At 73.0% G+C, this 23,567-nt stretch carries 28 protein-coding genes and 1 pseudogene; 10 read left to right on the top strand and 19 right to left on the bottom strand.

The window, feature by feature from the left end; all coding sequences use genetic code 11:
- Positions 1-68: 68 nt before the first annotated feature.
- On the bottom strand, positions 69-563 hold the full coding sequence (locus tag H299_RS36465; protein ID WP_051262865.1) for a hypothetical protein: 495 nt from the start codon (positions 561-563) through the stop codon (positions 69-71).
- Positions 564-714: 151 nt separating this feature from the next.
- Between H299_RS36465 and H299_RS0126610 the strand changes: the two genes are divergently transcribed.
- Positions 715-1,302, top strand: coding sequence for a TetR/AcrR family transcriptional regulator (locus tag H299_RS0126610; RefSeq protein ID WP_027750894.1), 588 nt, complete (start codon positions 715-717; stop codon positions 1,300-1,302).
- A gap of 13 nt (positions 1,303-1,315) precedes the next feature.
- Here the strand turns inward: H299_RS0126610 and H299_RS0126605 are convergent, their stop codons facing one another.
- Together H299_RS0126605 and H299_RS0126600 are read right to left on the bottom strand one after the other, a co-directional pair.
- Positions 1,316-1,792 carry a polyketide cyclase gene (locus tag H299_RS0126605; RefSeq protein ID WP_027750893.1) on the bottom strand — a complete coding sequence of 159 codons (477 nt, stop codon included), beginning with the start codon at positions 1,790-1,792 and terminating at the stop codon, positions 1,316-1,318.
- 101 nt (positions 1,793-1,893) lie between these two features.
- Complete coding sequence (locus H299_RS0126600; RefSeq protein ID WP_027750892.1) at positions 1,894-2,103, bottom strand: DUF4287 domain-containing protein; 210 nt, start codon at positions 2,101-2,103, stop codon at positions 1,894-1,896.
- A gap of 130 nt (positions 2,104-2,233) precedes the next feature.
- Between H299_RS0126600 and H299_RS0126595 the strand changes: the two genes are divergently transcribed.
- The 3 genes from H299_RS0126595 to H299_RS0126585 all read left to right on the top strand — a co-directional run bounded on the left by H299_RS0126595 (position 2,234) and on the right by H299_RS0126585 (position 4,333).
- Complete coding sequence (locus H299_RS0126595) at positions 2,234-2,920, top strand: transcriptional regulator (protein WP_027750891.1); 687 nt, start codon at positions 2,234-2,236, stop codon at positions 2,918-2,920.
- Between the two features lie 124 nt (positions 2,921-3,044).
- Positions 3,045-3,509, top strand: coding sequence for a MarR family winged helix-turn-helix transcriptional regulator (locus H299_RS0126590; protein ID WP_486587430.1), 465 nt, complete (start codon positions 3,045-3,047; stop codon positions 3,507-3,509).
- A gap of 62 nt (positions 3,510-3,571) precedes the next feature.
- Positions 3,572-4,333 carry a class I SAM-dependent methyltransferase gene (locus tag H299_RS0126585; protein WP_027750889.1) on the top strand — a complete coding sequence of 254 codons (762 nt, stop codon included), beginning with the start codon at positions 3,572-3,574 and terminating at the stop codon, positions 4,331-4,333.
- 70 nt (positions 4,334-4,403) lie between these two features.
- On the opposite strand, the gene H299_RS36460 is transcribed toward H299_RS0126585, so the two are convergent.
- Entirely contained in the window at positions 4,404-6,047 is a 1,644-nt protein-coding gene (locus tag H299_RS36460; protein ID WP_078513055.1) for an MFS transporter, read from the bottom strand.
- A gap of 182 nt (positions 6,048-6,229) precedes the next feature.
- Here H299_RS36460 and H299_RS36455 point away from each other — a divergent pair, with 182 nt between their 5' ends.
- Positions 6,230-9,562, top strand: a complete 3,333-nt coding sequence (locus tag H299_RS36455; RefSeq protein WP_051262864.1) for a BTAD domain-containing putative transcriptional regulator — start codon at positions 6,230-6,232, stop codon at positions 9,560-9,562.
- Positions 9,563-9,580: 18 nt separating this feature from the next.
- Here the strand turns inward: H299_RS36455 and H299_RS0126570 are convergent, their stop codons facing one another.
- Positions 9,581-10,477 (bottom strand): MBL fold metallo-hydrolase, encoded by an 897-nt coding sequence (locus tag H299_RS0126570; protein ID WP_027750888.1) that lies wholly within the window; start codon positions 10,475-10,477, stop codon positions 9,581-9,583.
- Between the two features lie 120 nt (positions 10,478-10,597).
- Here H299_RS0126570 and H299_RS36450 point away from each other — a divergent pair, with 120 nt between their 5' ends.
- Entirely contained in the window at positions 10,598-11,539 is a 942-nt protein-coding gene (locus H299_RS36450) for a LysR substrate-binding domain-containing protein (protein ID WP_051262863.1), read from the top strand.
- Positions 11,540-11,578: 39 nt separating this feature from the next.
- On the opposite strand, the gene H299_RS0126560 is transcribed toward H299_RS36450, so the two are convergent.
- From H299_RS0126560 to H299_RS0126535, 6 genes are all read right to left on the bottom strand, one after another.
- Positions 11,579-11,833, bottom strand: a complete 255-nt coding sequence (locus H299_RS0126560; RefSeq protein ID WP_027750887.1) for a hypothetical protein — start codon at positions 11,831-11,833, stop codon at positions 11,579-11,581.
- A gap of 160 nt (positions 11,834-11,993) precedes the next feature.
- Entirely contained in the window at positions 11,994-12,941 is a 948-nt protein-coding gene (locus H299_RS37800; RefSeq protein WP_051262862.1) for a hypothetical protein, read from the bottom strand.
- A gap of 13 nt (positions 12,942-12,954) precedes the next feature.
- On the bottom strand, positions 12,955-13,542 hold the full coding sequence (locus H299_RS36440; RefSeq protein WP_051262861.1) for a sigma-70 family RNA polymerase sigma factor: 588 nt from the start codon (positions 13,540-13,542) through the stop codon (positions 12,955-12,957).
- 546 nt (positions 13,543-14,088) lie between these two features.
- Entirely contained in the window at positions 14,089-15,633 is a 1,545-nt protein-coding gene (locus H299_RS36435) for a LysM peptidoglycan-binding domain-containing protein (RefSeq protein ID WP_158692393.1), read from the bottom strand.
- 141 nt (positions 15,634-15,774) lie between these two features.
- Positions 15,775-15,981: a cation transporter gene (locus H299_RS0126540; RefSeq protein WP_027750886.1), complete on the bottom strand. Its 207-nt coding sequence runs from the start codon at positions 15,979-15,981 to the stop codon at positions 15,775-15,777.
- Positions 15,981-16,373, bottom strand: a complete 393-nt coding sequence (locus H299_RS0126535; RefSeq protein WP_027750885.1) for a nuclear transport factor 2 family protein — start codon at positions 16,371-16,373, stop codon at positions 15,981-15,983. Before H299_RS0126535 ends, H299_RS0126540 begins: the two co-directional genes overlap by 1 nt.
- 105 nt (positions 16,374-16,478) lie before the next feature.
- On the opposite strand from H299_RS0126535, the gene H299_RS0126530 reads away from it, so the two are divergent.
- Together H299_RS0126530 and H299_RS0126525 are read left to right on the top strand one after the other, a co-directional pair.
- Positions 16,479-17,063 (top strand): TetR/AcrR family transcriptional regulator, encoded by a 585-nt coding sequence (locus tag H299_RS0126530; RefSeq protein ID WP_027750884.1) that lies wholly within the window; start codon positions 16,479-16,481, stop codon positions 17,061-17,063.
- A gap of 82 nt (positions 17,064-17,145) precedes the next feature.
- Positions 17,146-17,718: a GNAT family N-acetyltransferase gene (locus H299_RS0126525; RefSeq protein WP_037760921.1), complete on the top strand. Its 573-nt coding sequence runs from the start codon at positions 17,146-17,148 to the stop codon at positions 17,716-17,718.
- Between the two features lie 13 nt (positions 17,719-17,731).
- On the opposite strand, the gene H299_RS0126520 is transcribed toward H299_RS0126525, so the two are convergent.
- From H299_RS0126520 to H299_RS40700, 5 genes and pseudogenes are all read right to left on the bottom strand, one after another.
- Positions 17,732-18,160, bottom strand: coding sequence for a phosphatase domain-containing protein (locus H299_RS0126520; protein WP_027750882.1), 429 nt, complete (start codon positions 18,158-18,160; stop codon positions 17,732-17,734).
- Positions 18,161-18,207: 47 nt separating this feature from the next.
- Positions 18,208-18,306 (bottom strand): annotated as a pseudogene (locus H299_RS40705) (RidA family protein); the annotation flags it as partial.
- A gap of 138 nt (positions 18,307-18,444) precedes the next feature.
- The gene (locus tag H299_RS0126515; protein ID WP_051262860.1) at positions 18,445-18,780 is read right to left on the bottom strand and encodes a hypothetical protein; all 336 of its coding nucleotides are present in this window, start codon (positions 18,778-18,780) and stop codon (positions 18,445-18,447) included.
- 55 nt (positions 18,781-18,835) lie between these two features.
- Positions 18,836-19,279 carry a DUF7848 domain-containing protein gene (locus H299_RS0126510; protein WP_027750880.1) on the bottom strand — a complete coding sequence of 148 codons (444 nt, stop codon included), beginning with the start codon at positions 19,277-19,279 and terminating at the stop codon, positions 18,836-18,838.
- Positions 19,279-19,797 carry a hypothetical protein gene (locus H299_RS40700; RefSeq protein ID WP_486587429.1) on the bottom strand — a complete coding sequence of 173 codons (519 nt, stop codon included), beginning with the start codon at positions 19,795-19,797 and terminating at the stop codon, positions 19,279-19,281. The genes H299_RS0126510 and H299_RS40700 overlap by 1 nt, the downstream gene beginning before the upstream one ends.
- Before the next feature lie 108 nt (positions 19,798-19,905).
- On the opposite strand from H299_RS40700, the gene H299_RS0126500 reads away from it, so the two are divergent.
- Complete coding sequence (locus tag H299_RS0126500) at positions 19,906-20,742, top strand: Scr1 family TA system antitoxin-like transcriptional regulator (protein WP_027750879.1); 837 nt, start codon at positions 19,906-19,908, stop codon at positions 20,740-20,742.
- The gene (locus H299_RS0126495) at positions 20,739-20,960 is read left to right on the top strand and encodes a DUF397 domain-containing protein (protein ID WP_027750878.1); all 222 of its coding nucleotides are present in this window, start codon (positions 20,739-20,741) and stop codon (positions 20,958-20,960) included. The genes H299_RS0126500 and H299_RS0126495 overlap by 4 nt, the downstream gene beginning before the upstream one ends.
- Positions 20,961-21,065: 105 nt before the next feature.
- Here H299_RS0126495 and H299_RS0126490 read toward each other — a convergent pair whose 3' ends face one another.
- From H299_RS0126490 to tgmB, 3 genes are all read right to left on the bottom strand, one after another.
- Positions 21,066-21,368, bottom strand: a complete 303-nt coding sequence (locus H299_RS0126490) for a DUF6087 family protein (protein WP_027750877.1) — start codon at positions 21,366-21,368, stop codon at positions 21,066-21,068.
- Between the two features lie 72 nt (positions 21,369-21,440).
- On the bottom strand, positions 21,441-22,610 hold the full coding sequence (gene tgmC, locus H299_RS0126485) for an ATP-grasp peptide maturase system methyltransferase (RefSeq protein WP_027750876.1): 1,170 nt from the start codon (positions 22,608-22,610) through the stop codon (positions 21,441-21,443).
- A complete protein-coding gene (gene tgmB, locus H299_RS0126480) occupies positions 22,607-23,566 on the bottom strand; it encodes an ATP-grasp ribosomal peptide maturase (protein ID WP_027750875.1) in 960 nt (319 codons plus the stop codon). The genes tgmC and tgmB overlap by 4 nt, the downstream gene beginning before the upstream one ends.
- Between the last annotated feature and the right edge of the window lies 1 nt (position 23,567).

The raw sequence follows: 23,567 nt of genomic DNA, 5'->3' as shown, positions 1-23,567 counted from the left end.
GCTCCCGGAGTTCGAATAAGTTGCATGTACGTGCACTCTCTTGCTGGAAAGCATGCACGTACATACATCTAAACGTCAAGCACCTCCGCCTTCCCGGACGGCCCCTTCCGGGGGCGGTGCCCACCGGCGGCGAGTTCGGCGTTCGCCCGGGCGGTGACATGGACCAGCGCACGGGCGGCGATCTCGCGCTCGGCCGCCGGGAGATCGCCGTACAGCCGCACGGCCGTCTCGGCCACGGCGTCCGCGAACCCCTGCTGGACGCTGCCGCCCCGGTCGGTCAGGGACGTGCGGGCGTCGTCGATCAGGCCCGCCTCGGCGAGTTCGCCCAGCCGGGCGTCCGCCTCCGCCTCACTGATCTTGAGCGTCGCCGTCATGCGGCCCACCGCACCGGCGCGGCCGGCGCCGTCGGCGAGGGCATTGAGCGCCGCGGCCTGGTGGAAGGTCAGGCCCGAGGCGGCGAGGAGGCGGTCCCGTACGGCGGCGATCGCGTGGTAGGCGATGCCGATCCGCTGACCGTCGAGAGTGAGTGCGCGGTCGGTGCTCGGGGCGGTGGTGGCGGTCATGGCGTGATTCCCCTTACGGACGGGGCGGGCAGGAGCCCGCGACAACAAACGGAGAACCCTCCGATTGACGTGCCGCCAGCCTAACCGGAGAATCCTCCGATTCCCAGAGGACAACCGGAGAACTCTCCGCCGCTCCGCTACGCTGCCCCGCATGACCGCCCCCACCGAGCGCGCCGAGCGCGCCGACGCCGCCCGCAACCGCCTCCGCATCCTCGACGCCACCCGGCGCCTGCTCGCGGCGAACGGCTCCGCCGGACTCTCCCTGGACGCGGTGGCCAAGGAGGCGGGCGTCGGGGTCGGCACGGTCTACCGGCGCTTCCACGACCGGGCGGGCCTCGTCTACGCGCTCATCGAGGACAACGAGACCCGCTTCCAGGAAGCGTTCACGCGCACGTGCGAGGACGGCGCCCGGCCGGCCCCCGAGCGGCTGCGCGCCTTCCTGCACGGCATGGCCGAACTCGTGGACGACAACCGCGAGTTGCTGCTCCTGGCCGAGGCGGGTGTGCCGACCGGGCGCTACCGCAGCGCGCCGTTCCGCCGGCACCACCGGCAGGTCGCCGGGATGGTCGCGGAACTCGCCCCCGGCGCGGACGCCGCGTACCTGGCCGATCTGCTCCTCATGGCGTACACGCCCGGCCTGTTCCACTTCCAGCGCACCGAGCGCGGCTGGGACGTGGAACGCATCAAGCGCGGGCTCGACGCGCTGGTCGCCGGCCTCGGGGCCGCGGAGGCCGTATAGGTCGCCGGGGGCCTCACTCCCCGGAGACGATCCCTGCCAGGTGGTGCAGCGAGTTGCTGAGGTGATCCGGGCCGAACATCGGGAACCGGAGGTACTCCCGGACGTACGCGGGCACCGCCGACCAGTCGTAGCTGAGCGTGACCTCCGTCTCGGCCGGGCCGAGCGGCACCAGGTCGTAGCGCCAGATCCAGCCGCCCAGTTCCAGCCGGCCGTCGTCCTTCTCGTCCCCCGTCATCCAGCCGATGACGTGCGGCGGGTCGATCATCGCGACCTCGTTCGCCACCTGGTAGTCACCCTGGGGATGGTCGGGGTGGTACATGGCCATCCGGAAGATCTGCCCCGCCTCGGTCAGCGGCGCCGGATCGACGACCTTCTGGACCCAGCCGGTGCCGTCGATCGCCGCATGCGTCGTCGGGTCCGCCAGCACCTCGAACACCCGCGTGACGGGCACGCCGATGGTCAGGGTGGCGCTCACTCGCTCCTGGTCCACGATGCCTGCGCTCCTCATCGGTTCCACTCGACCCTCCCGCGGGTGCGGAAGGGGTGTTCCTGCAGTCGCCCGCCGCACCCCCCGCCGGAGCGGCCGGCGCCCTACGCGCCGCTCGCGCGGGTATGGGCGACGAGGGCGTTGGCATGGCCGTGCCCGAGGCCGTGGTCGGCCTTGAGCCAGGCGACCAGCTCCATGTGCCTGGTCAGGGGCGAGGAGCGGATGAGGCCGATCCATTCCTCGACGGGGCGGCCGTACTTCTCCTCGATGGCGGGAAAGTAGCTGGCCGGGTTGCCCTTCGGCGCGGCAGTCACGGTGGCGGTCTCCTTCGTCCGGTGGCGCCGGGGCAGCGTCCCGCCCCCGGCAAGGGTCAACCTAGAGATAACACTTTCAAAAAGCAAGTATTAGGTTTCACAACAGAAGCAGACCGCTAGACTGCCGGCCATGGCAACGAAACGGACCTACCACGACGCCTGCGGGGTCGCCCACGGGCTCGATCTGGTCGGCGAGCGCTGGGCCCTGCTGGTCGTCCGCGAACTGGTCCTGGGCCCCAAGAGGTACGGGCGCCTCCGCGCGGACCTGCCAGGCATCGGGACCAACGTGCTGGCCCAGCGCCTGAGCGAACTGGAGGCTTCCGGCCTCCTGCACAAGCACCGCCTCCCCCCGCCCGCCGGCGCGACGGTCTACGAACTCACCGACTGGGGGCGCGAACTGGAGTCGGTGCTCCAGACGTTGGGCCGCTGGGCCATCCGCTCCCCCGACCACGACGGCACCGCACACCTCAGCGCCACCTCCTTCCTGCTGTCCTTGCGCACGAACTTCGACCGGCACCTCGCCGAGGGCGTACGCGGGAGGTACGAACTGCGCGTGGGCGAGGAGGTCGCCCGCGCGGTGCTGGAGGACGGGGCGCTGACCGTGGAGCGGGGCTCGGCGGAGCGGCCGGACGCCGTGGTCACCGGCCCACCCGCCGCCCTCGCCCGTGTGGTGTACCGGGGCGGCGGCCTCGAGGCGGCGATCACGGCGGGAGACGTCCGGGTCGAGGGGGACGTGCGGTCGGTCGAACGCTTCCTGGGCGTCTTCAGCCTTCCCGCACCGGTAGGCGGGGCCTCAACCGTGCAACCTTCCGTGTAGCAACCGTCACTCTCCGGGGCTTCCTCTTGCTTGAGCAAGCAGATAGCGTGCCCGCATGGGTAGTCAGCACACGACAGGCAGGGCAGACACGGCAGGCACGGCAGGCGAGGACCCCCTCCGTCCCGTGAGCGACGCGGAGGACGACCGCTGGTGCATGGCCGTACGCCTCCTGGGCCGGGTGGAGCAGCGGCTGGACGAGACGCTGCGGCGGCGGCACGGCCTGCCCCTCTCGGAGTACCGGGCCCTGTGCGCCCTGGGCCGGCACGACAGCGGTCCGTCCCTGCGGATGGGCGAGCTGGCCGACCGTATCGGCCTCAAGGACAGCACGGTCACCCGCCTCGTCGCCCGCCTGGAGTCCCACGGGCTGGCCGAGCGTACGACGCCCTCGGGCGACGGGCGGGCCGTGTCCGCGAGCATCACGCCGGACGGACGGCAGCGGTACGCGGACGCGACGCCCACCTACCGGGCGGCGCTCGGCGACTCGCTGGAAGCGGCCCTGACCAACGTCTACCTCGCCGACCTCGCCGCCTGGGTGCGCACCGGGGAGTCGGCGGTCGGCCCCGGCGCCGCCGCGCCGGACCGTCCCTGACGGCCGCGCCGACGGCCCGCCCGCGCACCGCCCCGACCGAACACGCCGCGAAGGAGCGCCTCATGACCACCGCCGCAGAGCACTACGACCAGCTGCTCGCCGAGCACTACACCTGGATGCTGGGCGGAGACGTACGCACCGCCGCGACGGGACAGGCCGAGCTGCTGCGCACCCTGGGCGTGCGCCCGTCCGGCACCTCCGCCGCCGGCAGCCTGGCGATCGACCTGGGGTGCGGCTCCGGCGCCCAGACCCTGGCGCTGTCCGAGCTGGGCTACGCCCAGGTGATCGCGGTCGACTCCAGCCCCCGGCTCCTCGAAGAGGTACGGGAGTACGCGCGGGGCGACGCGGCGGTGCGCACCGTGCTCGGCGACCTCCGCGAGGCGCTGCCCGAGGTGGCCGGGCCGGGCACGGCCGAGGCCGTCGTGTGCATGGGCGACACCCTGCCCCACCTGCCGCGCAGGAGCGACGTCCCGGCCCTCCTGCGGGACATCGTCCAGGCGCTGCGGCCCGGCGGGCACCTGGTCGTCACCTACCGTGACCTGACGGCGGAGCTGCGCGGGACCGGCCGCTTCCTCCCCGTGCGCAGCACCGACGACCAGCTGCTCACCTGCTTCCTGGAGTACCGCGACGAGGACACCGTGACGGTGCACGACCTCGTCCACACCCGGACGGGGGACGCGTGGGAGCTGCGTGTCGGCAGCTACCCCAAACTGCGGCTGGCCGCCGCCTGGTTCGCCGGTGAGTGCCGTGCCGCGGGGCTGGAGGTGCGGCACGACGAGGTGGGGCCGCGCGGCATGCGGGTGGTGCACGCCGTGAAGCCCTGACCCGCCGCAGCCACCGTACGGGGGCCGCCGTCCTGGACGGCGGCCCCCGTACGTCCCGCGCGGGACCCGTTCAGTCCGGGCGGCCCACGCGGCGCAGGGCCGTGGCCGCGAGGAGCGCCGTGCCCGCCGCGAGCGCCGCGCACACGACGGCGATCGTGCCCAGCCCGCTGGTGTACGCCTCCCGCGCGGCGGCCAGCGTCTCGCGCGCGACGCCTGCCGGCAGGTCCGGCGCCGCCGCCAGCGCGCCTTCGAGGCTGCCCCGGCTCTCCTGGGCCGCCTCCGCGGGGACGCCTGCGGGCAGCGTGATCCCGTGCCGGTAGACGGCGGAACCCAGACTGCCCAGCGCGGCGATGCCCAGGGCCACGCCCAGGTGGCTGCTGGTCTCCTGGAGCGAGGCGGCCGAACCGCCCTTCTCCGGCGGGGCGGAGCTGACCACCAGGTTGGTGCCCAGTGCCCCGACCGGCCCCGTGCCGAAGAAGCAGACCACGAAGCCGGTGACCAGGAGCGGCAGGCCGCCGACCGGGTCGACGAAGGCGATCAGCGCGTAGCCGACCGCCGCCACGGCGAGGCCCGCCGCGATGACGGAGGCCATGGAGAAGCGCTTGGCCAGCGAGGGCGCCAGCATCGCGGAGACGATCGAGGCGACCGCCGAGGGCACCATCCACAGCCCGGCCTTCACCGGGGACAGGCCCTCGACCATCTGGAGGAAGCCGGTGATGAAGAGGTAGCTTCCGGCCACCCCGACCATCAGGAGGGTGGTGATCAGGAGCGACGAGGTGAAGGCGAGGTTGCGGAAGAGGCTCACGTCCAGCACCGGATGGGCCAGCGTCCGCTGCCGCAGTACGAACACCGCGCCGAGCGCCACGCCCGCCAGCGCCGTCAGCACCGGCACGGGGCCCCAGCCGTGCTTGGTGATCTCCTTGAGGCCGTAGATGACCGGCAGGATGGCCGCCAGGGAGAGCGCCACACTGGCCAGGTCGAGCCTGCCGGCCTCGGGGTCGCGGTACTCCGGCAGCAGCGCGGGTCCCGCGATCAGCAGGACGAGCATGACGGGCACGCCCAGCAGGAAGACCGAACCCCACCAGAAGTACTCCAGCAGCACCCCGCCGATCACCGGGCCGAGCGCGGTGCCCGCCATGAAGCAGCTGGCCCACAGGGCGAAGGCCCGGCCGCGCTCCTGCGGGTCCTGGAACATGTTGCCGATCAGGGCGAGGGTCGACGGCATGAGCGTCGCCGCCGCGATCCCGAGCAGGGCCCGGCTCACGATCAGCATCTCGGCGCTGGTGGAGTAGGCGGTGAGCACCGAGGTCGCGCCGACGACGACCGCGCCCGTCATCAGCAGCCTGCGGCGGCCGATCCGGTCGCCGAGAGTGCCCATGGTGACCAGGAATCCGGCCATCATGAAGCCGTAGATGTCCATGATCCACAGTGTCTGGTTGCCGCTCGGCCGCAGGTCGTCGGCGAGGGGTGGCAGCGCCAGGAACAGCACGCTCTGGTCGAGCGAGAGCAGCAGGGTGGGCAGGGCCAGCACGGCGAGCCCCGCCCATTCCCTGGGACCGGCCTTCTTCGGCGCGGGGGGCGCGGCGGTCCCAGCGGACGCGGTGTTCCCGTCGGGCGCGGTGTTCCCGTCGGGCGCGGTGTTCCCGTCGGGCGCGGTGTTCCCGTCGGGCGCGGTGTTCCCGTCGGGCGCGGCGGTCGTGGCGCGTTTCGGCATGGGGAGTGCTCCTTGCGGTGGCGGCTCGGACGGGCAGCGTGCACGGAGGGACTCCCGGTTCCCTCTCGGCCCGCTCTCGGTCCGCTCCCCGCCCCGAGAGGCGGACCTCCGGTGCCGCATCAGACAGGCCCTCGGGCGGCTCGCGGGGTGAACCCTGCCCGGCGCGGCATTAACGTGATCACATGCGTTTCGGGGTGCTGGGCCCGGTGGGGGTGTGGACGGCGGACGGGCGACCGGTGAAGGTCCCCGAGGCCAAGGTCCGCGCCCTGCTCGCGGCGCTCCTGGTGCACCGCGGGCGGCCGGTGTCCGCGGACCGGCTCATCGACGACCTGTGGGGCGACTCGCCGCCGGGCAATCCCGCGGGCGCCCTCCAGAACAAGGTCTGGCAGCTGCGCCGGGCGCTGGAGGCCGCCGAGCCGGGCGGCCGTGCCCTCGTCGCGTCCCGCCCGCCCGGCTACCAGCTCCTGCCGGACGGCGCCGCCAACGCCGACGCGGCGCACGCCGACGCCGTGGATGCCGACCGCTTCGCCGGGCTGACGGCCCGCGCCCGCGCGGCGGACGCACCCCGGGAGCGCGCCGCCCTGCTGACCGAGGCGCTGGCGCTGTGGCGCGGTCCCGCGTACGCGGACTTCGCGGACGAGGAGTTCACCCGTGCCGCCGTGGCCGGGCTGGAGGAGCGGCGGCTCACCGCCTTCGAGGAACGGGCCGAGGCCCGGCTCCTGCTCGGCGAACCCGCCCTGGCGGCAGAGGAGTTGGCGGCCCCGGCCGCCGAGAATCCGCTACGGGAGCGGCTGCACACCGCGTACATCCGCGCCCTGGGCCTGGCGGGCCGCCCCAGTGCCGCCCTCGGCGCCTACGCCGCGCTGCGCGCACGCCTCGCCGACGAACTCGGCCTGGAGCCGGGCCCCGAGCTGGCCGCCCTGCACGAGGCGATCCTCACCCACGACCCAGCGCTCGCCCCTGCCCCGGCCCCTGCTCCTGCTCCTGCCGCGGCTCCCGTCCCGGCGGCGCCCGTGCCCACCGGCCTCACCGGCCTGACCGCCCTCGTCGGCCGCACCGAGGCCGTCCGCACGCTCCGCGCCCAGCTGGCCGCGCACCGCCTGGTCACCCTCACCGGCGCGGGCGGCGTCGGCAAGACGCGGCTCGCGCACACGGCGGCGGGCCAGGCGGCGGAGGAGTTCCCCGGCGGGGTGCCGCTGGCCGAACTCGCCGCGCTCGACGCCTCCGCGACGAGCGCGGCGGTGTACGAGGCGATCGGCGCCGTCCTGGGTGTCCGCGAGGACACCGGGGGCCGGCCCGTCCCGCTGGCCGACCGCGTCGTACGCGCCCTGGGTGCCCGGCGCACCCTGCTCGTCCTCGACAACTGCGAGCACGTCGCGGGACCGGCCGCCGAGGCGGCCGAGCACCTCCTCGGAGCGGCGCCCGCGCTCACCGTCCTCGCCACCAGCCAGCTGCCGCTGGGCATCCCGGGCGAGCAGCTCCACGAGGTGCCGCCGCTGGCGCAGCCGGACGCGGTGGAGCTGTTCGTCTCCCGCGCGACCGCCGCCGCCCCCCGCTTCGTACTCGACGAGGACTCCGCCGCCGCGGTCGAGGCCGTCTGCCGCCGCCTGGACGGCATCCCGCTGGCCCTGGAGATGGCCGCGACCCGTGTCCGCGCCCTGGGCGTACGGGAGTTGGCGGCCCGCCTGGACGACAGGCTCCACCTGCTGGAGACGAATCGGCGTACCGCACCGGCCCGGCACCGCACCCTGCGGGCGGTGATCGACTGGAGCTGGGGCCTCCTCGGCGAGTCGGAACGTACGGTGCTGCGGCGCCTCGCCGTGCACGCGGACGGCTGCGCGCTGGAGGCGGCGGAGGCCGTCTGCGCCACCGGGGACGTACGCCCCCGGGACGTACCGGGCCTGCTGTCGCGGCTGGTGGACGCCTCGCTGGTGGTCGTGGCGGACACGCCGGACGGGCCCCGGTACCGGCTGCTGGAGTCGGTCACCGCGTACTGCCACGAGCGCCTGCGGGAGGCGGGCGAGTGGGACGCGCTCCGGCAGCGGCACCTGCTCCACTACACCGCGCTGGCCGAACATGCCGAGTCGCGGCTGCGCGGCCACGACCAGCGCACCTGGCTGCGCCGCCTGGACGCCGAGGCGGCCAACCTGCGCGCGGCCCTCGACACGGCCGCCCATACGCACGATCCGGACCAGCCGCACCCACCGGACCACACAGACGCGCCGCACGCGCCGCACCAAGCAGACCTCGCGCTCCGCCTGGTGAACGCGCTTGCCTGGTACTGGCGGCTGCGCGGCCGGACCGGCGAGGCCGAACGCTCCCTCGCGCTGGCCCTCTCGCTCACCTCACCGGCCGCTCCGCGCGATCCCGTGCTGGTCGCGCGGGCCACCGGCTGGCTCGGGGGCATCCGCCTGCTGATCGGCGGCAGTACGGACCCGGTCGCGGAGTACCGCACCGCGCTGGAGCCCTTCGCGCGGGTGGACGACCCTGCCGGGCGGGCGCGGGCGGAGTGGTTCCTCGGCTCGCACCTGTACGGCCTCAGCGACCTGTCGGCCGGAATCGGCCTGGTGGAGGGGGCGTTGGAGACCTTCCGCGCCCTCGGGGACACCTGGGGCACGGCCGCCGCGCTCGGCAGCCGTACGTTCCTGGCCAACCGGCGCGGGGACTTCGGCGCGCTGCGCGAGGGCGGCGAGCAGAGCCTGTCCCTCTTCCGCGAGTTGGGCGACCGGTGGGGCCAACTCCAGGCCATGGTCCCGCTCCAGACCCACGCGGAGGTCGTCGGCGACTACGCGCGCGCCGAGCAGCTCTACCACGACGGCCTGCGGATGGCCGAGGACATGGGGCTGTGGCCCGAGGTCTCCTTCCAACTTTCCGGGCTCGGCCGGATCGCCCTGCTGACCAAGGACTTCCCGGCGGCCCGGGAGTTCCACGAGCGGGCGCGGCGGCTCGCGGTGGAGCAGTCGGACAAGTTCGGGGAGCAGTTCGCCGAGATCGGGCTCGGGCTCGGTGCCCGCAGGGAGGGGCGACTCGACGCCGCCGAGGCGCACCTGCGCCGCGTACTCGCACTGCACCGGCAGATGGGGTACGAGCTGGGCCTGCCGACGCTGATCCTGGTCGAACTCGGCTTCGTCGCGGAGCTGCGGGGCGACGCGCCGGCCGCCGTCGGCCTCCAGGAGCAGGCACTGGCGAGCGCGCGGGAGACCGGCGACCCCCGTGCGCTCGCCCTGGCGCTGGAGGGCATGGCCGGGGCGCGGCTGGCGGCGGGCGACGCCCGGCTCGCGGCCCGGCTGCTGGGCGGCGCCGCCGCCGTCCGGGAGTCGGTCGGCACGCCGCTGGCCGCCGGTGAGCGGGACGACGTCGACCGCGTCTCCGCCGGAGCGGCCGAGGTCCTGGGAGAGGCGGCCTACGCCGGGGAGTTCACCCGCGGCGAGTCCCTCGGCCCCACCGCACACCCGCCGGACCCTTGGTCCGCACGTGCAAGCCCGCGGAGGCGGGGCGGGAGGGCACCGCGCTGAGAGCGGCCCGGCGCGGCCTCACGCGGGGTGTTCGGAGCAGAGGCAGCCGACGCCCTTCTCGATCCATTCCCGGCCCGCCCACTCCGGGTGGCGCGCGGTCATGAGTGCCGTCAGTTCCTCGGCGATCGTCTGCTCGCTCATCGCGGAGTCGCGGCGCACCCAGGTCTCGTCGCGCAGGAGGCGCAGGTAGTCGCGGACGTCGGTCAGCAGCCGCTGGTCACCTGCCTCGCCGTGGCCGGGGACCACGATCCCGTCGCCCCGCTGCGCCAGGCGCTCCATGACGCCGAGCCAGCGGACGCCCGAGACGTCGGTGTCGTGCGGCGGGAACCACGGGAAGATGGCGAAGTGGGCGGCCTCCACGAGGTCCCCGGCGAACAGGACGTCCGCGTCCGGCACCCGGATCACCTGGTCGCCCCTGGTGTGCGCCCGGCCGCTCGCCCGCAGTTGCACCACCCGGCCGCCCAGGTCCAGGTCGTAGGCGTTCTCGTAGACGACGTCCGGCGCTGCCGGTGTGACTCCCGCCAGCCGGCGCGCGACCGGTTCGCCGAGCCCCCGGAACATCTCCAGGTAGCCGGGGCCCCGCTCCTTGAGGTCCTCGGCCTGTGCCCGGTTGCACAGGTACGTCGCCTCGCCCGCGAACACCTGGGCGCCGAAGGCGTGTTCGGGGTGGAAGTGGGTCGTGGTCAGGTAGAGCCGCCGCCCCTTGGCGTGCTCGGCCGCGAACTCCAGCACCTTCGCGGCGTTGTCGGTGCCCATGCCCGTCTCGACGACCAGTACGGCGTCCCGGCCGCCGATGACGCCGATGTTCGGCACCAGCGGGACCCGCGGGTCGGGGATGACGACCAGGTCGCGGGCCAGCTCCTGGGCACCCGCGACGCGTACGGCGGGGTCCTGCGTGATCTGCGGCTCAGCCATCGTGACTCCTTCGGTCCTTTCGGTCGGCTCCGGTCGAGCGTGCCCAGTCCATCCCGGGCCGCTCGCCGCGTCCAACACCCCTTCCGGCTCCCCGATACCGCCCCGGTATCGTCTCCGCTGATGGACCTACGCACGCTGCGCTACTTCGTGGCGGTCGCCGAGGAACTCCACTTCGGCCGGGCCGCCGCCCGACTCCACATGACCCAGCCACCGCTGAGCCGGGCCGTCCAGCAACTGGAGGCCGACCTCGGCTCCCGCCTCCTGCACCGCTCCCCCGCCGGGGTCGCGCTCACCCCCGCCGGGGCCGCGCTGCACGAGGAGGCGCGCGCGCTGCTGGCCCGCGCCGAGCAGGTCCGTGCCCGGGTGGCGGCCGTCGCCGGTCCCGCCGTGCTCACCGTCGGCACCCTCGCCGACAGCGCCGAGCAGACGGGCACCCGGCTGGCTGACGCGTACCGGCAGCGCCATCCCCGTACGCGCATCCGCATCCGCGAGGCCGACCTGACCGACCCGACCGCCGGGCTGCGGGCCGGGCTCGTCGATGTGGCCCTGACCCGGGCGCCGTTCGAGACCGCCGGACTCACCGTGCGGGTGCTGCGCTCCGACCCGGTCGGCGCCGTGCTGCGCGCCGACGACCCGCTCGCGGGCCGGACGGACCTGCGGCAGGCCGACCTCGCCGACCGGCGCTGGTTCCGGCTGCCGGAGGAGACCGACCCCCTCTGGCGGGCCGCCTGGAACGGGCCTGCGGCCACCCGCGGGCGTGAGGGGCCCGTCGTGCGCACCGCGCACGAGTGCCTGCAAAGCGTCCTGTGGGACGGCTCGGTGGGCCTGGCGCCGCTCACCCACACACTGCCCGAGGGCCTCGCGGCGGTGCCGCTGGCCGATCTGCCCGCCAGCGATCTGGTGCTGGCCTGGAAGACGGGCGACGCGGGGCCGCTCGTCCGCTCCTTCGTCCACCTGGCCGCCGCGCTGCACCGGCGCCCGGGCAGCGGCAACGGGCGCAGCGGCGACAGCGGGACGGTCGCGGTGAACGGGTCCGGCGCGACGGTCCCGCAGCCGACGTAGGGCGGCGGCCCCGGGCGGCCTCGGGAAGCGCGGGGCCGTTCAGCGCGCGGTGGCGGCCGGTTCGGGGGCGCCCGTGGTGTGCGCGGGGGCGGGCGGCGGGCCTGCCGGGGCCTGGGTGTTCTGCGGCGACCGGAGCGCCTCGAAGACGGGCGGCAGCGCCGCGACGAGTGCGGTGAAGGCCGTGATCACCACGGCGATCCGTACGGGGGTGGACGCGAGCGACACGACGACCACGATCACCACGGCCCCCACGATCGCGGCGAAGAGGAGGGCGGCTATCAGGAATCCGGACATGCTGGGCTCTTCCCTGTCGAGGGTGGGGCGGAAAGCGGCGCGCGGCTGCGGCGGGTCGGCCGGAGGTCGCGGCGTGGCGCCGGGGCGCGACCGGTCAGCGGGTCAGGGGGTCAGCGATCAGCAGGCAGGCGGGCGGGCAGGCAGGCACGTGCGCGGCGCGTCAGCCGGTCATGCCCTCGACCTGCCGCGCGAGGGTGTGGTCCGGCCAGGACAGCAGGCCGAACTGGCTGCTGGGCGCGGCCTCGAGGCGCTGGACGGCGGCGGTCACGCCGAGGGACAGCGTGCCCGCGCGGGTGTGGAAGGCGCTCACGGTGAGGCCGGAGCCAGACCCGGAACCCGAGCCGGACCCGTGACCGGCGCACGTGCCCGGCCCTCCACCGGTGGCCGCGCCCTCCATGCCGCGCAGCGCCTGCCACACCCGCAGGAGCATCAGCGAGGTGAGCGGCCCCATCTCGCGCCGGTCCCCTTCCCGCTCCCGCCCCCCTCCCCGCACGGTCACGCGTGCGGAGGCCCGGGGGCGGGCGGCGGCGCCGTCCACCCCCTCCGCTTCGTCGGAGGCACCCGAGGCACCCGAGGCGTCCTCGGAGTCCAGGACGACCGCCTGACGTGCCCAGTGCCGGGCCTGGCGGAGGTCGCCGCGGGTGGTGTGCAGGAGGGAGAGGCATTCGGCGGAGGCGGGTTTGTCGGCACCGGCGGCGAACTGCCAGAGCGTCTCGGCGTGGTCGTCGCGGTCGGCCAGGTAGAGGAGGCAGGCGAAGACGAGCGCGCTGTCGGGGTCGATCTGGTGGCTGTGCGCGAGGTCGGCGATGCGTTCGGCGGCGCCGGGGCTGCGGATCGTCCAGGCGGAGAGGGCCCGCAGTTCGCGGGTGGCCGACTCGTGCCGGGAGACCGCTCCCCCGCGGCCCGGCCCCGCGGCGGTGAACGAGGCCGGGCCGAGCGCGGGGTGGGGGTAGCCGCCTCCCCTGGTCCTGCCGTGCCGCACCGCTTCGGCGTAGTCGAGTGCGAGGAAGCGGCGGGAGAGCCATTCCTCCCGCTCCTCGTCGACCTCGTCGTGCTGAGCGGTGCGGGCATCGTTCAGGAGATCATCCAGGGTTCGCGGCGGCTGCATCGGGTGGTACTCCTCATTCCTCGGTGTGGTCGGGTTCCGTCCGGAAGCCCAGGTCCCGGGCGAGCCGCTGGCGGGCGCTGAGACGGTGGGAGCGGACGGTCGCTTCGGTGACGCCCATGATGCGGGCGGTGTCGGCGGTGCTGTACCCCAGGACGTAGTGGAGGACCACCACGTCCAGCTGACGCCCGGGCAGCCGGGCTATCGCGGGGAAGAGCCCGACGCTGGACTCCATGGCCGCGAACTCGTCGCGGGTGTCCTCCAGCACGGCACGTCGTACGCGGGCGAACGCCGCGGTCTCCGGGAGCGCCGAGTCGCGGCCGGCGGCGAGCAGGGCGTCGTCGACGGCCTCCTTCAGGTGCGCCCAGGCGCCCTCGGCGGGGCTGGCCTCCTCCATGAGCCGCGGCCAGCCCAGCAGCAGGCTCTGGAAGACGGCGTGCACCACCCGTCCCGCCAACCGGGGGTCGCCCAGCTGGAGTTCGGCGTAGTGCCGGTACGCGCGGTGGAACTGGCGGTGGAAGGCCCAGAAGGCCACGGGAATCTGCTGGCGCTCCCGCACCATGGGCCTGGTGCTCCTGCCCTTGTCGTCCTCGTCCTCGTTCACGCCCGCTCCTTCGCACCGGTACGGGCGCGGAGCCGGGCGTCCGGGTGGTGGGCAACGCCGGGGCGGGGCGGGTGGACGGCGCCGCCTCGCTCGCCCGAGGACGCGACCCCCGACGGGACGCCTGCCGTGCGGCCGTGCTCCACCGGACGCGGCACGCCCGTTACGGCACGGCCGCGCGCGGCGGTGGTCGCAGCCGGCGTTCCGCTGAGCAGCTCAGACAAGTGCCTCTTCCTCTCTTCCGTTTGAGCGCCGGACGATCACGCCCCGTCCCAACGTCGCCCTGCGCCCGAGGACTTCGGTGCCCTCTGTGACCCAGCTAATCGGTCGGGGGTGGGCAAACGTGGAAGCGGTCTCCGAGCAATTTCGTCCGGAAGGCGACGGCAACTGCCCACGGCACGCCCACTACCGGGCAGTAGCGCACAAGCCCGGCGCGCGAGGACAGCAGGTGACCAGGGAGTCTGCGGCACCCCGCCACAGCACGCGCCGACGGCACCCGCCCCGGCCCCGCCCGGGCCGCGTGACGCACGTCACTCCTCCAGCAGCGCGCTACCGCACGCGCAGGATCTGGTCGGGGTGGATGAGGTCCGGGTCGGGGATCTTGTTCGCCTCGGCGAGTGCCTTCCAGCTGACACCGAAGCGGCCGCCGATCTTGCTGAGCGTGTCCCCCGGCTGGACCGTGTACGAGTGCAGCGCGGCAGCGGTGACGAGCCGGTCACCGGAGCCGTAGCGCAGTGCGCGGTACGGAACCAGCGACTCGTCCAGGGCCGCCGCGGCGGGGCTGCCGTGCCCCACCGACCGGGAGACGGCCGCGAGGTCGGTGTCCTCGCCGTCGAGCCAGGCCAGCGCCGCCCTGTGCTGGTGGGAGCGGTGGGAGGCCGCGTCGGAGCGCAGCAGCTCGAAGTCGAGGCGGCGCAGGGCGTCGCGGGTGGCCCGAAGGCAGTGGTCGAGCAGACGGGTGAGCGCCTCGGCGCGGGCGGCGGGGCTCTCGTCCCGCCGGACCCGCACGGTGGCGTGGGCGCGTGCCGAGCCGTGCAGTCGGTAGCAGCCCGGAACCGGCCGGACACCTTCGGTGTGGTACTGGACCAACTGCCCCCGGCGCAGCTCGCGGAGCGCGCCCCTGGCCTCCTCCAGGGGCAGCCCCGCCAGGGCGGCGGTCGCCTCGGTGCTGACGCGGCGGCCGGGGTGCAGCGCGAGCAGCCGGTACACGCGGGCCTGTTCGGGCGGCAGCAGGCGGTGGGCGAGTTCGAGCGCGGCCCCGGCCGGGGAGTCGTACGCGGGCAGCCGGGCGGCCACCTCCGACGGGGAGAGCGCGGGATGCGTGCTCAGTGTTCCCGCGAGCACGCGCAGGACCGACGGCAGGTATCCGGACCGCCCGATCAGGGCGTCCACGCCCGCCGGGTCTGCGGAGAGCCGCTGGGCGCCGGAGCGGTTCGCCCGGATCAGGAGTTCCTCCAGCAACTCCCGGCATTTCTCCGGGGAAAGCACCGGAACTTCCACGTGCCGGGCCCGTGCGCGCGACAGCGGCAGCGACAGCGAGGAGGGAGGAGGTGAGGCCGAGACGAGAATGCGGTGTTCGCCCTCGCCAGGCCGGAGTTGATCGAGAAGTGCGGCGTCGTCGACTTCACCGAAGTCGAAGAGAAGCAGCGTGGCCGGGCGCTCCGCGAGAATCGAACGGTACGTCTCGGTCTGCTCCGCCACCGTCGACGGCATCTCCTCGCCCGGCACGCCCAGCGCGCGGAGCAGCGCGAGCAGTGCCGTCCCGGCCGTCAGGGGCCGCGCCGGGCCGTGGCCGTGCGGGCTCAGCATGAGCAGGCCGCCCGGGAAGCGGCCCTCCCGGGCGAGATCGTGAGCGCACTCCAGGGCGAGGGTGTGCGCTCCCGCGCCCGGCGGACCGGCCACCACCACCGCGTCCGCCTCGGGAGCCTCCAGCGCGGCGGTCGCACGGCGTACATCCCCGGCCCGGCCGACGAACGGCCCGGTGCGTGTGCGCTCGGCGGGAATCGCGTGGTGGAGATGCAGTTCGTGAATGTCCCTGGCCTGAACGGAGTGGCCCCGCACCACCCCGTGGAGTTCGTTGTGCGCGCCACCCATCTGCCCGACGCTAGCAGCGAATTGAACACTGCGGATATCTGCCGACAAGACCGATTCCCGGGCTGTGCCGGGGCTGTCGGAGAAACGCACGCCAGCGGTCCGCGCCACCGCCCGGCCTCCCCTGCGGTCTCGGCGCCCCCGTCAGGGCACCGGGTCGTACCCCGCCTCCGTGATGGCCTGGTGCACCTCGGCGGCCGACAGTTCGCGCTCGCTGGTGACCGTCACCGATCCGGCGTCGAGATCCACCCGCACCCCGGTCACCCCCGGGATCAGCGCTACCTCCTCGGTGACCGACTCGACGCAGTGGCCGCAGGCCATCCCCGCGACGAGGTACGCGGACTCGGCCATCACTCCGCCTCGGGGACCGTGCGGCTGAGCCCGTGCGCGCGGCGCATCCGGCCGTCCGGGGTGAACTCGGCGAACATCTGCGCCTCCGTCGTGACGGCACGGCCCTGGCGCGAGACCGCGTGGAAGGTCATCCACGCCGCGATGCGGTCGCCGTCCGCCACGGCCTGGTGGACCTCGATCCGGCCCTCGGGGAAGTTGCGGCGCACGGGGCGGGTGTGGGCCAGGAGCTTGTCCCAGTCCATCCGGATGCCGTTGGAGTACTGCACGACGTCCGGGGTGTAGAAGCGGTGCATCGCGGCGCCGGGGTCGTCGGAGTGGACGACCTCCTCGGTGAAGCGGGTGTAGAAGTCGGCGATGAACTGGGCGGGGCTGGTGGCATCGAGTGCGCTCATGACGCTCCGGGGTCCGGACCACCGGCAGGGGCCGGCGGCCTCCGCTACGATCTCTTACAGACTGTAAGATATACAGGACTCCCTAACTTTTACAAGGTGTACGAGTTGACCTCTCCCGCAGCCCCCCGACGCCGCCGCTCCGATGCCCTACGCAGCCGGACCGCCCTGCTGGACGCGGCGGTCCAGCTCCTCAATGCGCCCGGCGACGCCAGCGTCGAGGCGATCGCCGCGCAGGCGGGGGTGAGCCGCCAGACCGTCTACGCCCACTTCCCCTCCCGGGAAGCGCTGCTCGGCGCGGCCGTCGAACGGGTCACCGAGGAGGCCGTGGCCGCGATGGACGCGGAGCGCCTGGACGAAGGCCCGGCCCCGCAGGCGCTGTTGCGGCTGCTCGACGCCAGCGAGCGTACGGCCGGGCGCTATTCGACGCTGCTCCAGAAGTTCGCCGCGCTGCCCACGGACACGCAGGCCGAGCACACCCGCCACGCCCCCGTCGCCGACCGGCTCCGCCAGCTGCTCCAACGCGGTCAGCGTGAGGGCGAGTTCGACCGCGAGCTGCCGACCGGCTGGATGGTCACGGTCACCGTACGGCTCGGCCACGCCGCCGCCGACGAGGTGGAGGCGGGACGGCTGGACCGCGCCGAGGCGTCGGCGGCGCTCCGTACGAGCCTGCTGCGCGCCTTCGGCGCGTAGGCCGCACCCGGCGGGCCGTCCGTCTCCCCAGACGCCGGAAATTCGGTGTCTGCCCGCCTCGCGAGCACGCAAGATGGGGCACATGACGCTGACCACCCCCACCCTGCACACCGCCCGCCTCCGGCTGCGCCCCTTCACCGCCGCCGACGCGGACCACCTCTTCGCGCTGCACAGCAACACCCACGTGATGCGCTACTGGGACTCCCCGCCGTGGACCGAACGTGCCCGCGCCGACCGCTTCCTCGCGACGTGCCGGAAGATGGCGGAGGCGGGCACCGGAGCACGGGTGGCCATCGACCGTGCTTCCGACGGAGCCTTCGTCGGCTGGTGCGCTCTGATGGAGTGGAACCCGGACTTCCGCAGCGCGTCGCTGGGCTACTGCCTCGACGAGCCGATGTGGGGCCACGGGTACGCGACGGAGGCCGCGCACGCCGTGTTGCAGTGGGCGTTCGACACACTGGACCTGAACCGGGTCCAGAGCGAGGCCGATACGCGCAACCTGCCATCCGGCCGGATTCTGGAGAAGCTCGGTTTCGTGCGGGAGGGAACCTTGCGCGAGGACTGCGTCGTGAACGGGGACGTGTCCGACTCGTGGGTGTACGGGCTGCTCCGGCGGGAGTGGCAGCCCTCGGCCGCGCCGACTCCCGCCCGCTGACAGCCGCGCCGGGTCAGGAGAAGCGGGTGACGAAGCGGCGCTGCCAAGGGGTCTCCACGGCACGGGAGTTGTAGTGCTCACGGACGTAGGCGACCGCCTCGCCGCCGGGCACGCCGTCCAGTACGGCGAGGCAGGCCAGCGCCGTACCCGTCCGCCCGTAGCCGCCGCCGCACGCGATCTCCACGCGCTCCGCCTCGGCCCGCGCCCACGCCTCGCGCAGCGCCTCCCCGGCGGCGGCGCGGTCGGCGGGGAGCCGGAAGTCCGGCCAGCGCACCCAGCGCGACTCCCAGCGCACGGCGGGCGGCGGCTTGCCCTGGAGGTACAGGGCGAACTCCGGCTCCGGCCCGTCGGGCAGCGGATTGCGCAGGCCGCGCCCCCGCACGAGCCGCCCGGAGGGCAGCCGCAGCACGCCTGCGGTCGTGGACTCCCAGGTAGTGATCACGAGGCGAGCCTACGGCCTGTCCGTTGCGGGCCGGGCGGCCACGGCTACGTTGTCCCGGACACGTGCACCCAGTCCCCGTCGACCACGGCACGGGCATAGCCGATCTTTTCCTCGAACGCCGAGCCGCTGAGAAGGGAACGTCGCACCCTCCGAGGCGGCGCCCACGTCGATCGGCCCGAGGGTGAAGTCCACGGCTTCTCCGACCTCCGCCCAAGGAAGCAGCAGCGGTGCGCCGAGGGGAGCCGGGCGGCAGCTGCACCATCGGGAGGATGCCGACAGGTGGTTCAGGGTTCGTGGGTGGCGTGTTGGCGGAGGGCGTCGTGGGTGGGGTCGGTGATGTGCCAGGTGTGGCCGGTGGGGTGGTTGCGGAAGAGGGCGCAGGCGTCGCCGTGGGTGTCTTCGGTGGTGGTGTGGGTGCACCAGGGGAGGAGGACGAAGCGGGCGTCCTCGTCGTTCCATTGGCGCCAGACGGCCCAGTTGCGGTCGAAGTCCCACAGGTGTGCGGCGTGGGGTCCTTGATGGTCCTGGGCGAGCGCGCACAGCGCGTAGCCGGTTTCGGCTTCGGGGAGGAGGTGGGGTGGGGGTGGGATGTGGCCGGTGGCGGTGCACTGGAGCATCATTGGTTCTCCAAGGGCTGCTGTCAGGGGTCCAGGAAGCTGTAGCGCGGACCGCTGGTCACTGGGTCTCTCCTGCGGACGTGGTGGGGGTGGCGTGCCAGGGCTGGACGGTCAGGTGGCGGTAGCTGCGGTGCGACGGGTGTGCCTGGGCATGGGAGGTCACCCACTCCCGCAGCGTGTCCAGAGCGTTGGCCGGTTGGGACTGCTGGTTGCAGGCCAGGCACTGCATCACCTGCCGGGCCACCGCGTCCCGGCGCGGGTCGGGAGCCGCACGCCAGATCACCGGCGACGGCGCCGGAGCGGCATGGACGCGCACCCGCAACGAGGCGTCCTTGAGCAGCCGGTAGGTGATGCCGCCCTCGAACATCAAAAGGCGGTCCCCGCCCGAGCAGGCACGCATCTCCCGCACCATGCGCCAGCCACCCCGCACATGCACCACATCGCCGACCCGCACCGACCACACGGTCACATGAGGACCGCCCTGGAAACTCTCCACAGGCATCAACAGCCCTCCTTGTGCAGGGCTGGACGGGCGACCTGAACAGGCTGTCGGCAATCCGGCGCCTCCGGCGGCAGCGGCGCATCCCGCAGCGCCCGGCACAACTGCGCATGCACCAACTCCGCCTCAGCGGGCGAGAGGTGGAGGTTGACGTCCGCCTCTCGCCGCCCGTTGTGCACCAGCCACAACGGCAGCACACACCTCCCCTCCTCCGCCCGCAACGGAAACCCAGGCACCCGCTCCACCGACCACCCACGCACACAACGCACACCCGACCCCGCACAGCCCTGGGACGGGTCAGACACCGGGCGGCCCTCAAGAACCGAACAGAACTGGCCGTGCAACTCCACAGCCTGCACAAGGCTCAACACCAGATCCAGATCACTGTGATGCTCACCGTCACGCACCAGCCACAACGGCAGCAGACACCTCCCGAACTCCACCTGCCGCAACACCGGCCTGCCCGGAATCCGGTCAATACGCCAACCCACAGGACGACACACCATCGCCGCATCGGACACCGACCACTCCTCTCTGTAGTCGCTCCACTACCAAGGCGGCCCAGCGTGAACTACGATTCAAGACATATTCAACGTTTCACGGCAGGACGGAAGGTCGGTGTCGGCCACTTGAACGTCAAGGAGTTGGACCCGGAAGGCTCACCGCAGGCTGCGTACGGGGCGCGTTTACGCAGGTTGCGGACACAGCGTGGCTGGACACAGGATGACCTGGCGGAGCGTATGGGATATTCCAGTACGCATATGTCGTCCGTAGAAACTGGTCGGAAGGTTTCTACTTTGCGCTTCGCGCGTAGTGCGGATCGTGCCTTTGGCCTCGGGGAGGGCGCAGACACGTTCGAGCGCGAGTGGCGCGAACTACACCACGGTGGCCTGCTGGAAGGCTTTCCGCAGTTCATCGACTACGAAGGGCGCGCGACGGAGATCCGCCTCTACGAAGTGGGAGTGATGCCTGGTCTCCTCCAGACTCCGGAGTACGCGTCGGTACTCGCTGAGCACGACGTCAAACGCGGCGCGATCTCGGACGAACACGCCACCGAAAGAGTCGCGCTGGTCTCCGAACGGCAGGCCACGCTCGTCCGCACGCCTCCACCGCTCGTGATCGTGGTGCTGGACGAGAGCTGCATCCGTCGGCCCATCGGTGATGCCGCCGTCATGGACGCCCAGTTGGCCCGCCTCCTCGATTTCGCCGACCTGCCGAACACCGTGTTCCACATTGCCCCGTTCGACATGGGCGCCCGCCGCCCGTTCAGCCTGCCGGTTTCCATCCTGACGATGTCGGATCGGTCCCTCATGTCCTACGCCGAGTCCGCACAGCGGGGCCATCTCGAACGGGAAAGTACGTTCGTACTGCCTGTGCTGACGGCCTACCATCAGTTGCAGGCCGAAGCGTTCTCCCAAGCGGCGTCGGTGGCCGTGATCGAACAGCTACGAAAGGGCATCCCGTGACGACCGAGTCCCCTCACTGGTTCAAGTCCTCCTACAGCGAGCACGGCGGCCAATGCGTGGAGGTCGCCGCGAACCTCTCCGCTGCGCGCGGCGTGGTCCCTGTCCGCGACTCCAAGAACCCCACCGGCCCGGCACTGACCTTCGCCACCGGCACGTTCACCACCTTCGTGGCGGGCATCAAGGCAGGCGACCTCGACTTCGGCTCCTCCGACAGCTGACCAACAGGAACGAGCGGTGGGGTCCCCCGCAGGAGCGTTGCGGGGGACCACCGCTCTCGTTTCTGCTCTGGCGTACGCGTCCGACAGTCCTCACGTTGCCGACGGTCACTCGCCCAGCCGGGGCTTGCGGTGCCGCCCACGCCCGGCCTGGAGTGACTGCGACTGGGGCACCGGCGCCGCCGACGGTTCCTCGTCGGGCGGGTGCAGGAGGCGCTGAGCCTCAGCGAGGTTCGCCGCGCACCCATGCGGCTCCCAGGCACACCCGTTCCACCGCTGAATGACGCGGGGCGCATCAGGGTTGAGGTGTGAGCCCTGCGGACCGTCGCCGGAGACCAGCGGTACGGCCCGGAGACGCCCGATCTTCGCGTCCCGGCGCTCCGCCCAGTCCGACAGCGGCTCGTCGTCCATCGTGGTTCCCTACGCTCCGGAAGCTCCTGCTCCAGCACAGTAGTGCGCTGTCCTGGTGTCGCATTCCCTCAGTCAGGCGAGGTGGTGCTCCCAGTGAAGCGCAGGGTGGCCGTCTATCCAGTAGGCGTGGGCCTCCTGCGTGACGCGGAGCCGCACCGTGGTGATGTCGGGGCGATCCGCGTCTTGCCAGGCAGTGAGAGCCTGCTCGATCGCGTCCCACAGTGCTACCGGGCCGCCCTGCCGGACCGTCCAGTTGCCGTCGTTTTCCGTGAACGAGGCGAAGGACTCTCGGTCCGGGTCGAAGAGGTGAAGCAGCCGGTTGCCGTCCAGCGACGTGGCGCGCGCGAAGCGCGCGCCCGGGGCGGCGAGCTGTCCGAGGAAGGCCGGCATCCAATCTTCCAGCAGCAGCGGGGACACCTTGGCCTCACGCTCACTGTCGGCGTAGGCGGTACGGGCGGACAGGTCTCCGCCGATGGGCACCTCTGCCTGAGACCGGGCCTGCATGAACGAGCTGCGACCGATGATCCTCCCCTTGGCGGTGCCGTCTTCGCCGACGGTGACCTTCGCCAGGCCGGTGCCGTAGTGCCAGGACCCGCCGACCGTGGCGAGGACAATGCCGCCCGGCTTGGTCTGCCTGATCCACGCGTACGGGACACGGCGAACCGCACAGGTGGCGATGACGCGGTCGTACGGGGCGCGGCGGGGGTGGCCGAGGAGCCCGTCTCCGGTAACGGTCCAGGTCGAGTACCCGGCGGTCTCCAGGGCTGCGTCGGCTCGGGCCGAGACCTCCGGGTCCACCTCGATCGTGGTGACGTTGTCCTCTCCGAGGCCGAAGCACATCAGTGCGGAGGAGTAGCCAGTCCCCGTGCCGATCTCCAGAATCTGGTGGCCGTCCTCCACCTCCAGCTTCTCCAGCATGTCCACGACGGTGACCGGAGTGGTGGACGAAGAGGTTGGGGACCCGGTCACGGGGCCGCTGGCCTGGTCGGCGGTGAGGTGCCCGTCGAGCTGGGTGGTCAGGGACTCGTGGCGGTAGGCGGTCTGAACCCACTCGGCCTGATCCGTGCCGACCGCGGTGACCGGCCGCCACCGGCCGCCGTCCTCGGGCAGGAACACGCCGGGGTTCAGGAACAGCTCGCGCGGTACGGCCTCTACCGCCGCCCGCCAGCGGGGGCTGGAGAGGACGCCTGCCGCCGTCAGACGGCCGGCAAGCTCGCGCCGCTCATGGGCGGTGTCGGTCATGAGGCAACTCCTTGCGTCGGCAGATCAGCAAAAGCGGCGGACATCGGAAGGCCGGTGGATTCCTCCAGCCACCCCCACTGTCCGTTCGGATTCAGCTCCAGCCACCAGAGGCCACCTGCCTCGTCGACGGCGAAGTCGAAACTCCCCGAGACCAGCCCGAAGTGCGCCAGGTAGGCAAGGAGCGCCTTCTCTGCGCGGCCGGGCAGGTCCACCACGCGGTAGGACAAGGCCGAGTAGTCCTTGCGCCAGTCCAGCATTCCGGACTCGATCCGTACGGCGAACACCTCGCGGCCGACGACGAGCACGCGCAGGTCGGCCGTCTTGTCCACCACGGCCTGGAACAGGTGCGGCACCACCGCCACGCTCTCGTCGATCTCAGGTGCGGTGACCAGGTCGGCCCACCCGGTAACGGGAACCCCTTCACGCTGGTACGGCGTCCACCGGAGCGTCTTGAAGATCACCTGTTCGTGGCTGCCGACGAAGGACTTGGCCTCGGCCGGGTCGTTCGTGACGAGCGTCGGCGGCACGGTCAGGCCGAGGCGCTGGGCGAGGGCGAGTTGGGCGGGCTTGTAGTCGGCGGCGGCATTGCGCAACGGGTGGTTGACCCACAGCGGCCCGTCAAGGGCGTACAGGGTTCCGCCGAGCCCGTAGCGGGTCTGGGCTGCCGCGAACCGCGCGTCGTCCGCGCCGAGGTGGTCGAAGGCGGGCCACACCGGGCGACGCCAGTACACCGACCGGATCTGGGCAAGGTCCACGGTCCGCGACGGGGTACGGAGCTGCCCGGCCACGGGGGCCGGGCGACTCCCGAACCGAGCGGAGACCGTCAGGGCCGCCCCGATGTCGGCGGGGTTGAACCTGGTGACCGGCACGTTGCGCCGGTTCAGCTCGGTGATCACCATGTCGACGGTGACGTCGTCCGCCTCGGTGGCCACCAGGACCGGCCTCTCGTCGGTCACT

The sequence above is a fragment of the Streptomyces sp. CNH287 genome (genome assembly GCF_000424825.1).
The sequence above is the reverse complement of the archived record's forward strand: the minus strand, read 5'-3'. Positions and strand labels throughout refer to the sequence as shown.

What these genes read in the sequence shown, in the direction of transcription:
- H299_RS36465 (WP_051262865.1), bottom strand. Translation starts at nt 563, where the DNA reads ATGACCGCCACCACCGCCCCGAGCACCGACCGCGCACTCACTCTCGAC.
- H299_RS0126610 (WP_027750894.1), top strand. Translation starts at nt 715, where the DNA reads ATGACCGCCCCCACCGAGCGCGCCGAGCGCGCCGACGCCGCCCGCAAC.
- H299_RS0126595 (WP_027750891.1), top strand. Translation starts at nt 2,234, where the DNA reads ATGGCAACGAAACGGACCTACCACGACGCCTGCGGGGTCGCCCACGGG.
- H299_RS0126585 (WP_027750889.1), top strand. Translation starts at nt 3,572, where the DNA reads ATGACCACCGCCGCAGAGCACTACGACCAGCTGCTCGCCGAGCACTAC.
- H299_RS36460 (WP_078513055.1), bottom strand. Translation starts at nt 6,047, where the DNA reads ATGCCGAAACGCGCCACGACCGCCGCGCCCGACGGGAACACCGCGCCC.
- H299_RS36455 (WP_051262864.1), top strand. Translation starts at nt 6,230, where the DNA reads ATGCGTTTCGGGGTGCTGGGCCCGGTGGGGGTGTGGACGGCGGACGGG.
- H299_RS0126570 (WP_027750888.1), bottom strand. Translation starts at nt 10,477, where the DNA reads ATGGCTGAGCCGCAGATCACGCAGGACCCCGCCGTACGCGTCGCGGGT.
- H299_RS36450 (WP_051262863.1), top strand. Translation starts at nt 10,598, where the DNA reads ATGGACCTACGCACGCTGCGCTACTTCGTGGCGGTCGCCGAGGAACTC.
- H299_RS0126560 (WP_027750887.1), bottom strand. Translation starts at nt 11,833, where the DNA reads ATGTCCGGATTCCTGATAGCCGCCCTCCTCTTCGCCGCGATCGTGGGG.
- H299_RS37800 (WP_051262862.1), bottom strand. Translation starts at nt 12,941, where the DNA reads ATGCAGCCGCCGCGAACCCTGGATGATCTCCTGAACGATGCCCGCACC.
- H299_RS36435 (WP_158692393.1), bottom strand. Translation starts at nt 15,633, where the DNA reads ATGGGTGGCGCGCACAACGAACTCCACGGGGTGGTGCGGGGCCACTCC.
- H299_RS0126540 (WP_027750886.1), bottom strand. Translation starts at nt 15,981, where the DNA reads ATGGCCGAGTCCGCGTACCTCGTCGCGGGGATGGCCTGCGGCCACTGC.
- H299_RS0126535 (WP_027750885.1), bottom strand. Translation starts at nt 16,373, where the DNA reads ATGAGCGCACTCGATGCCACCAGCCCCGCCCAGTTCATCGCCGACTTC.
- H299_RS0126525 (WP_037760921.1), top strand. Translation starts at nt 17,146, where the DNA reads ATGACGCTGACCACCCCCACCCTGCACACCGCCCGCCTCCGGCTGCGC.
- H299_RS0126515 (WP_051262860.1), bottom strand. Translation starts at nt 18,780, where the DNA reads ATGATGCTCCAGTGCACCGCCACCGGCCACATCCCACCCCCACCCCAC.
- H299_RS0126510 (WP_027750880.1), bottom strand. Translation starts at nt 19,279, where the DNA reads ATGCCTGTGGAGAGTTTCCAGGGCGGTCCTCATGTGACCGTGTGGTCG.
- H299_RS0126490 (WP_027750877.1), bottom strand. Translation starts at nt 21,368, where the DNA reads ATGGACGACGAGCCGCTGTCGGACTGGGCGGAGCGCCGGGACGCGAAG.
- tgmC (WP_027750876.1), bottom strand. Translation starts at nt 22,610, where the DNA reads ATGACCGACACCGCCCATGAGCGGCGCGAGCTTGCCGGCCGTCTGACG.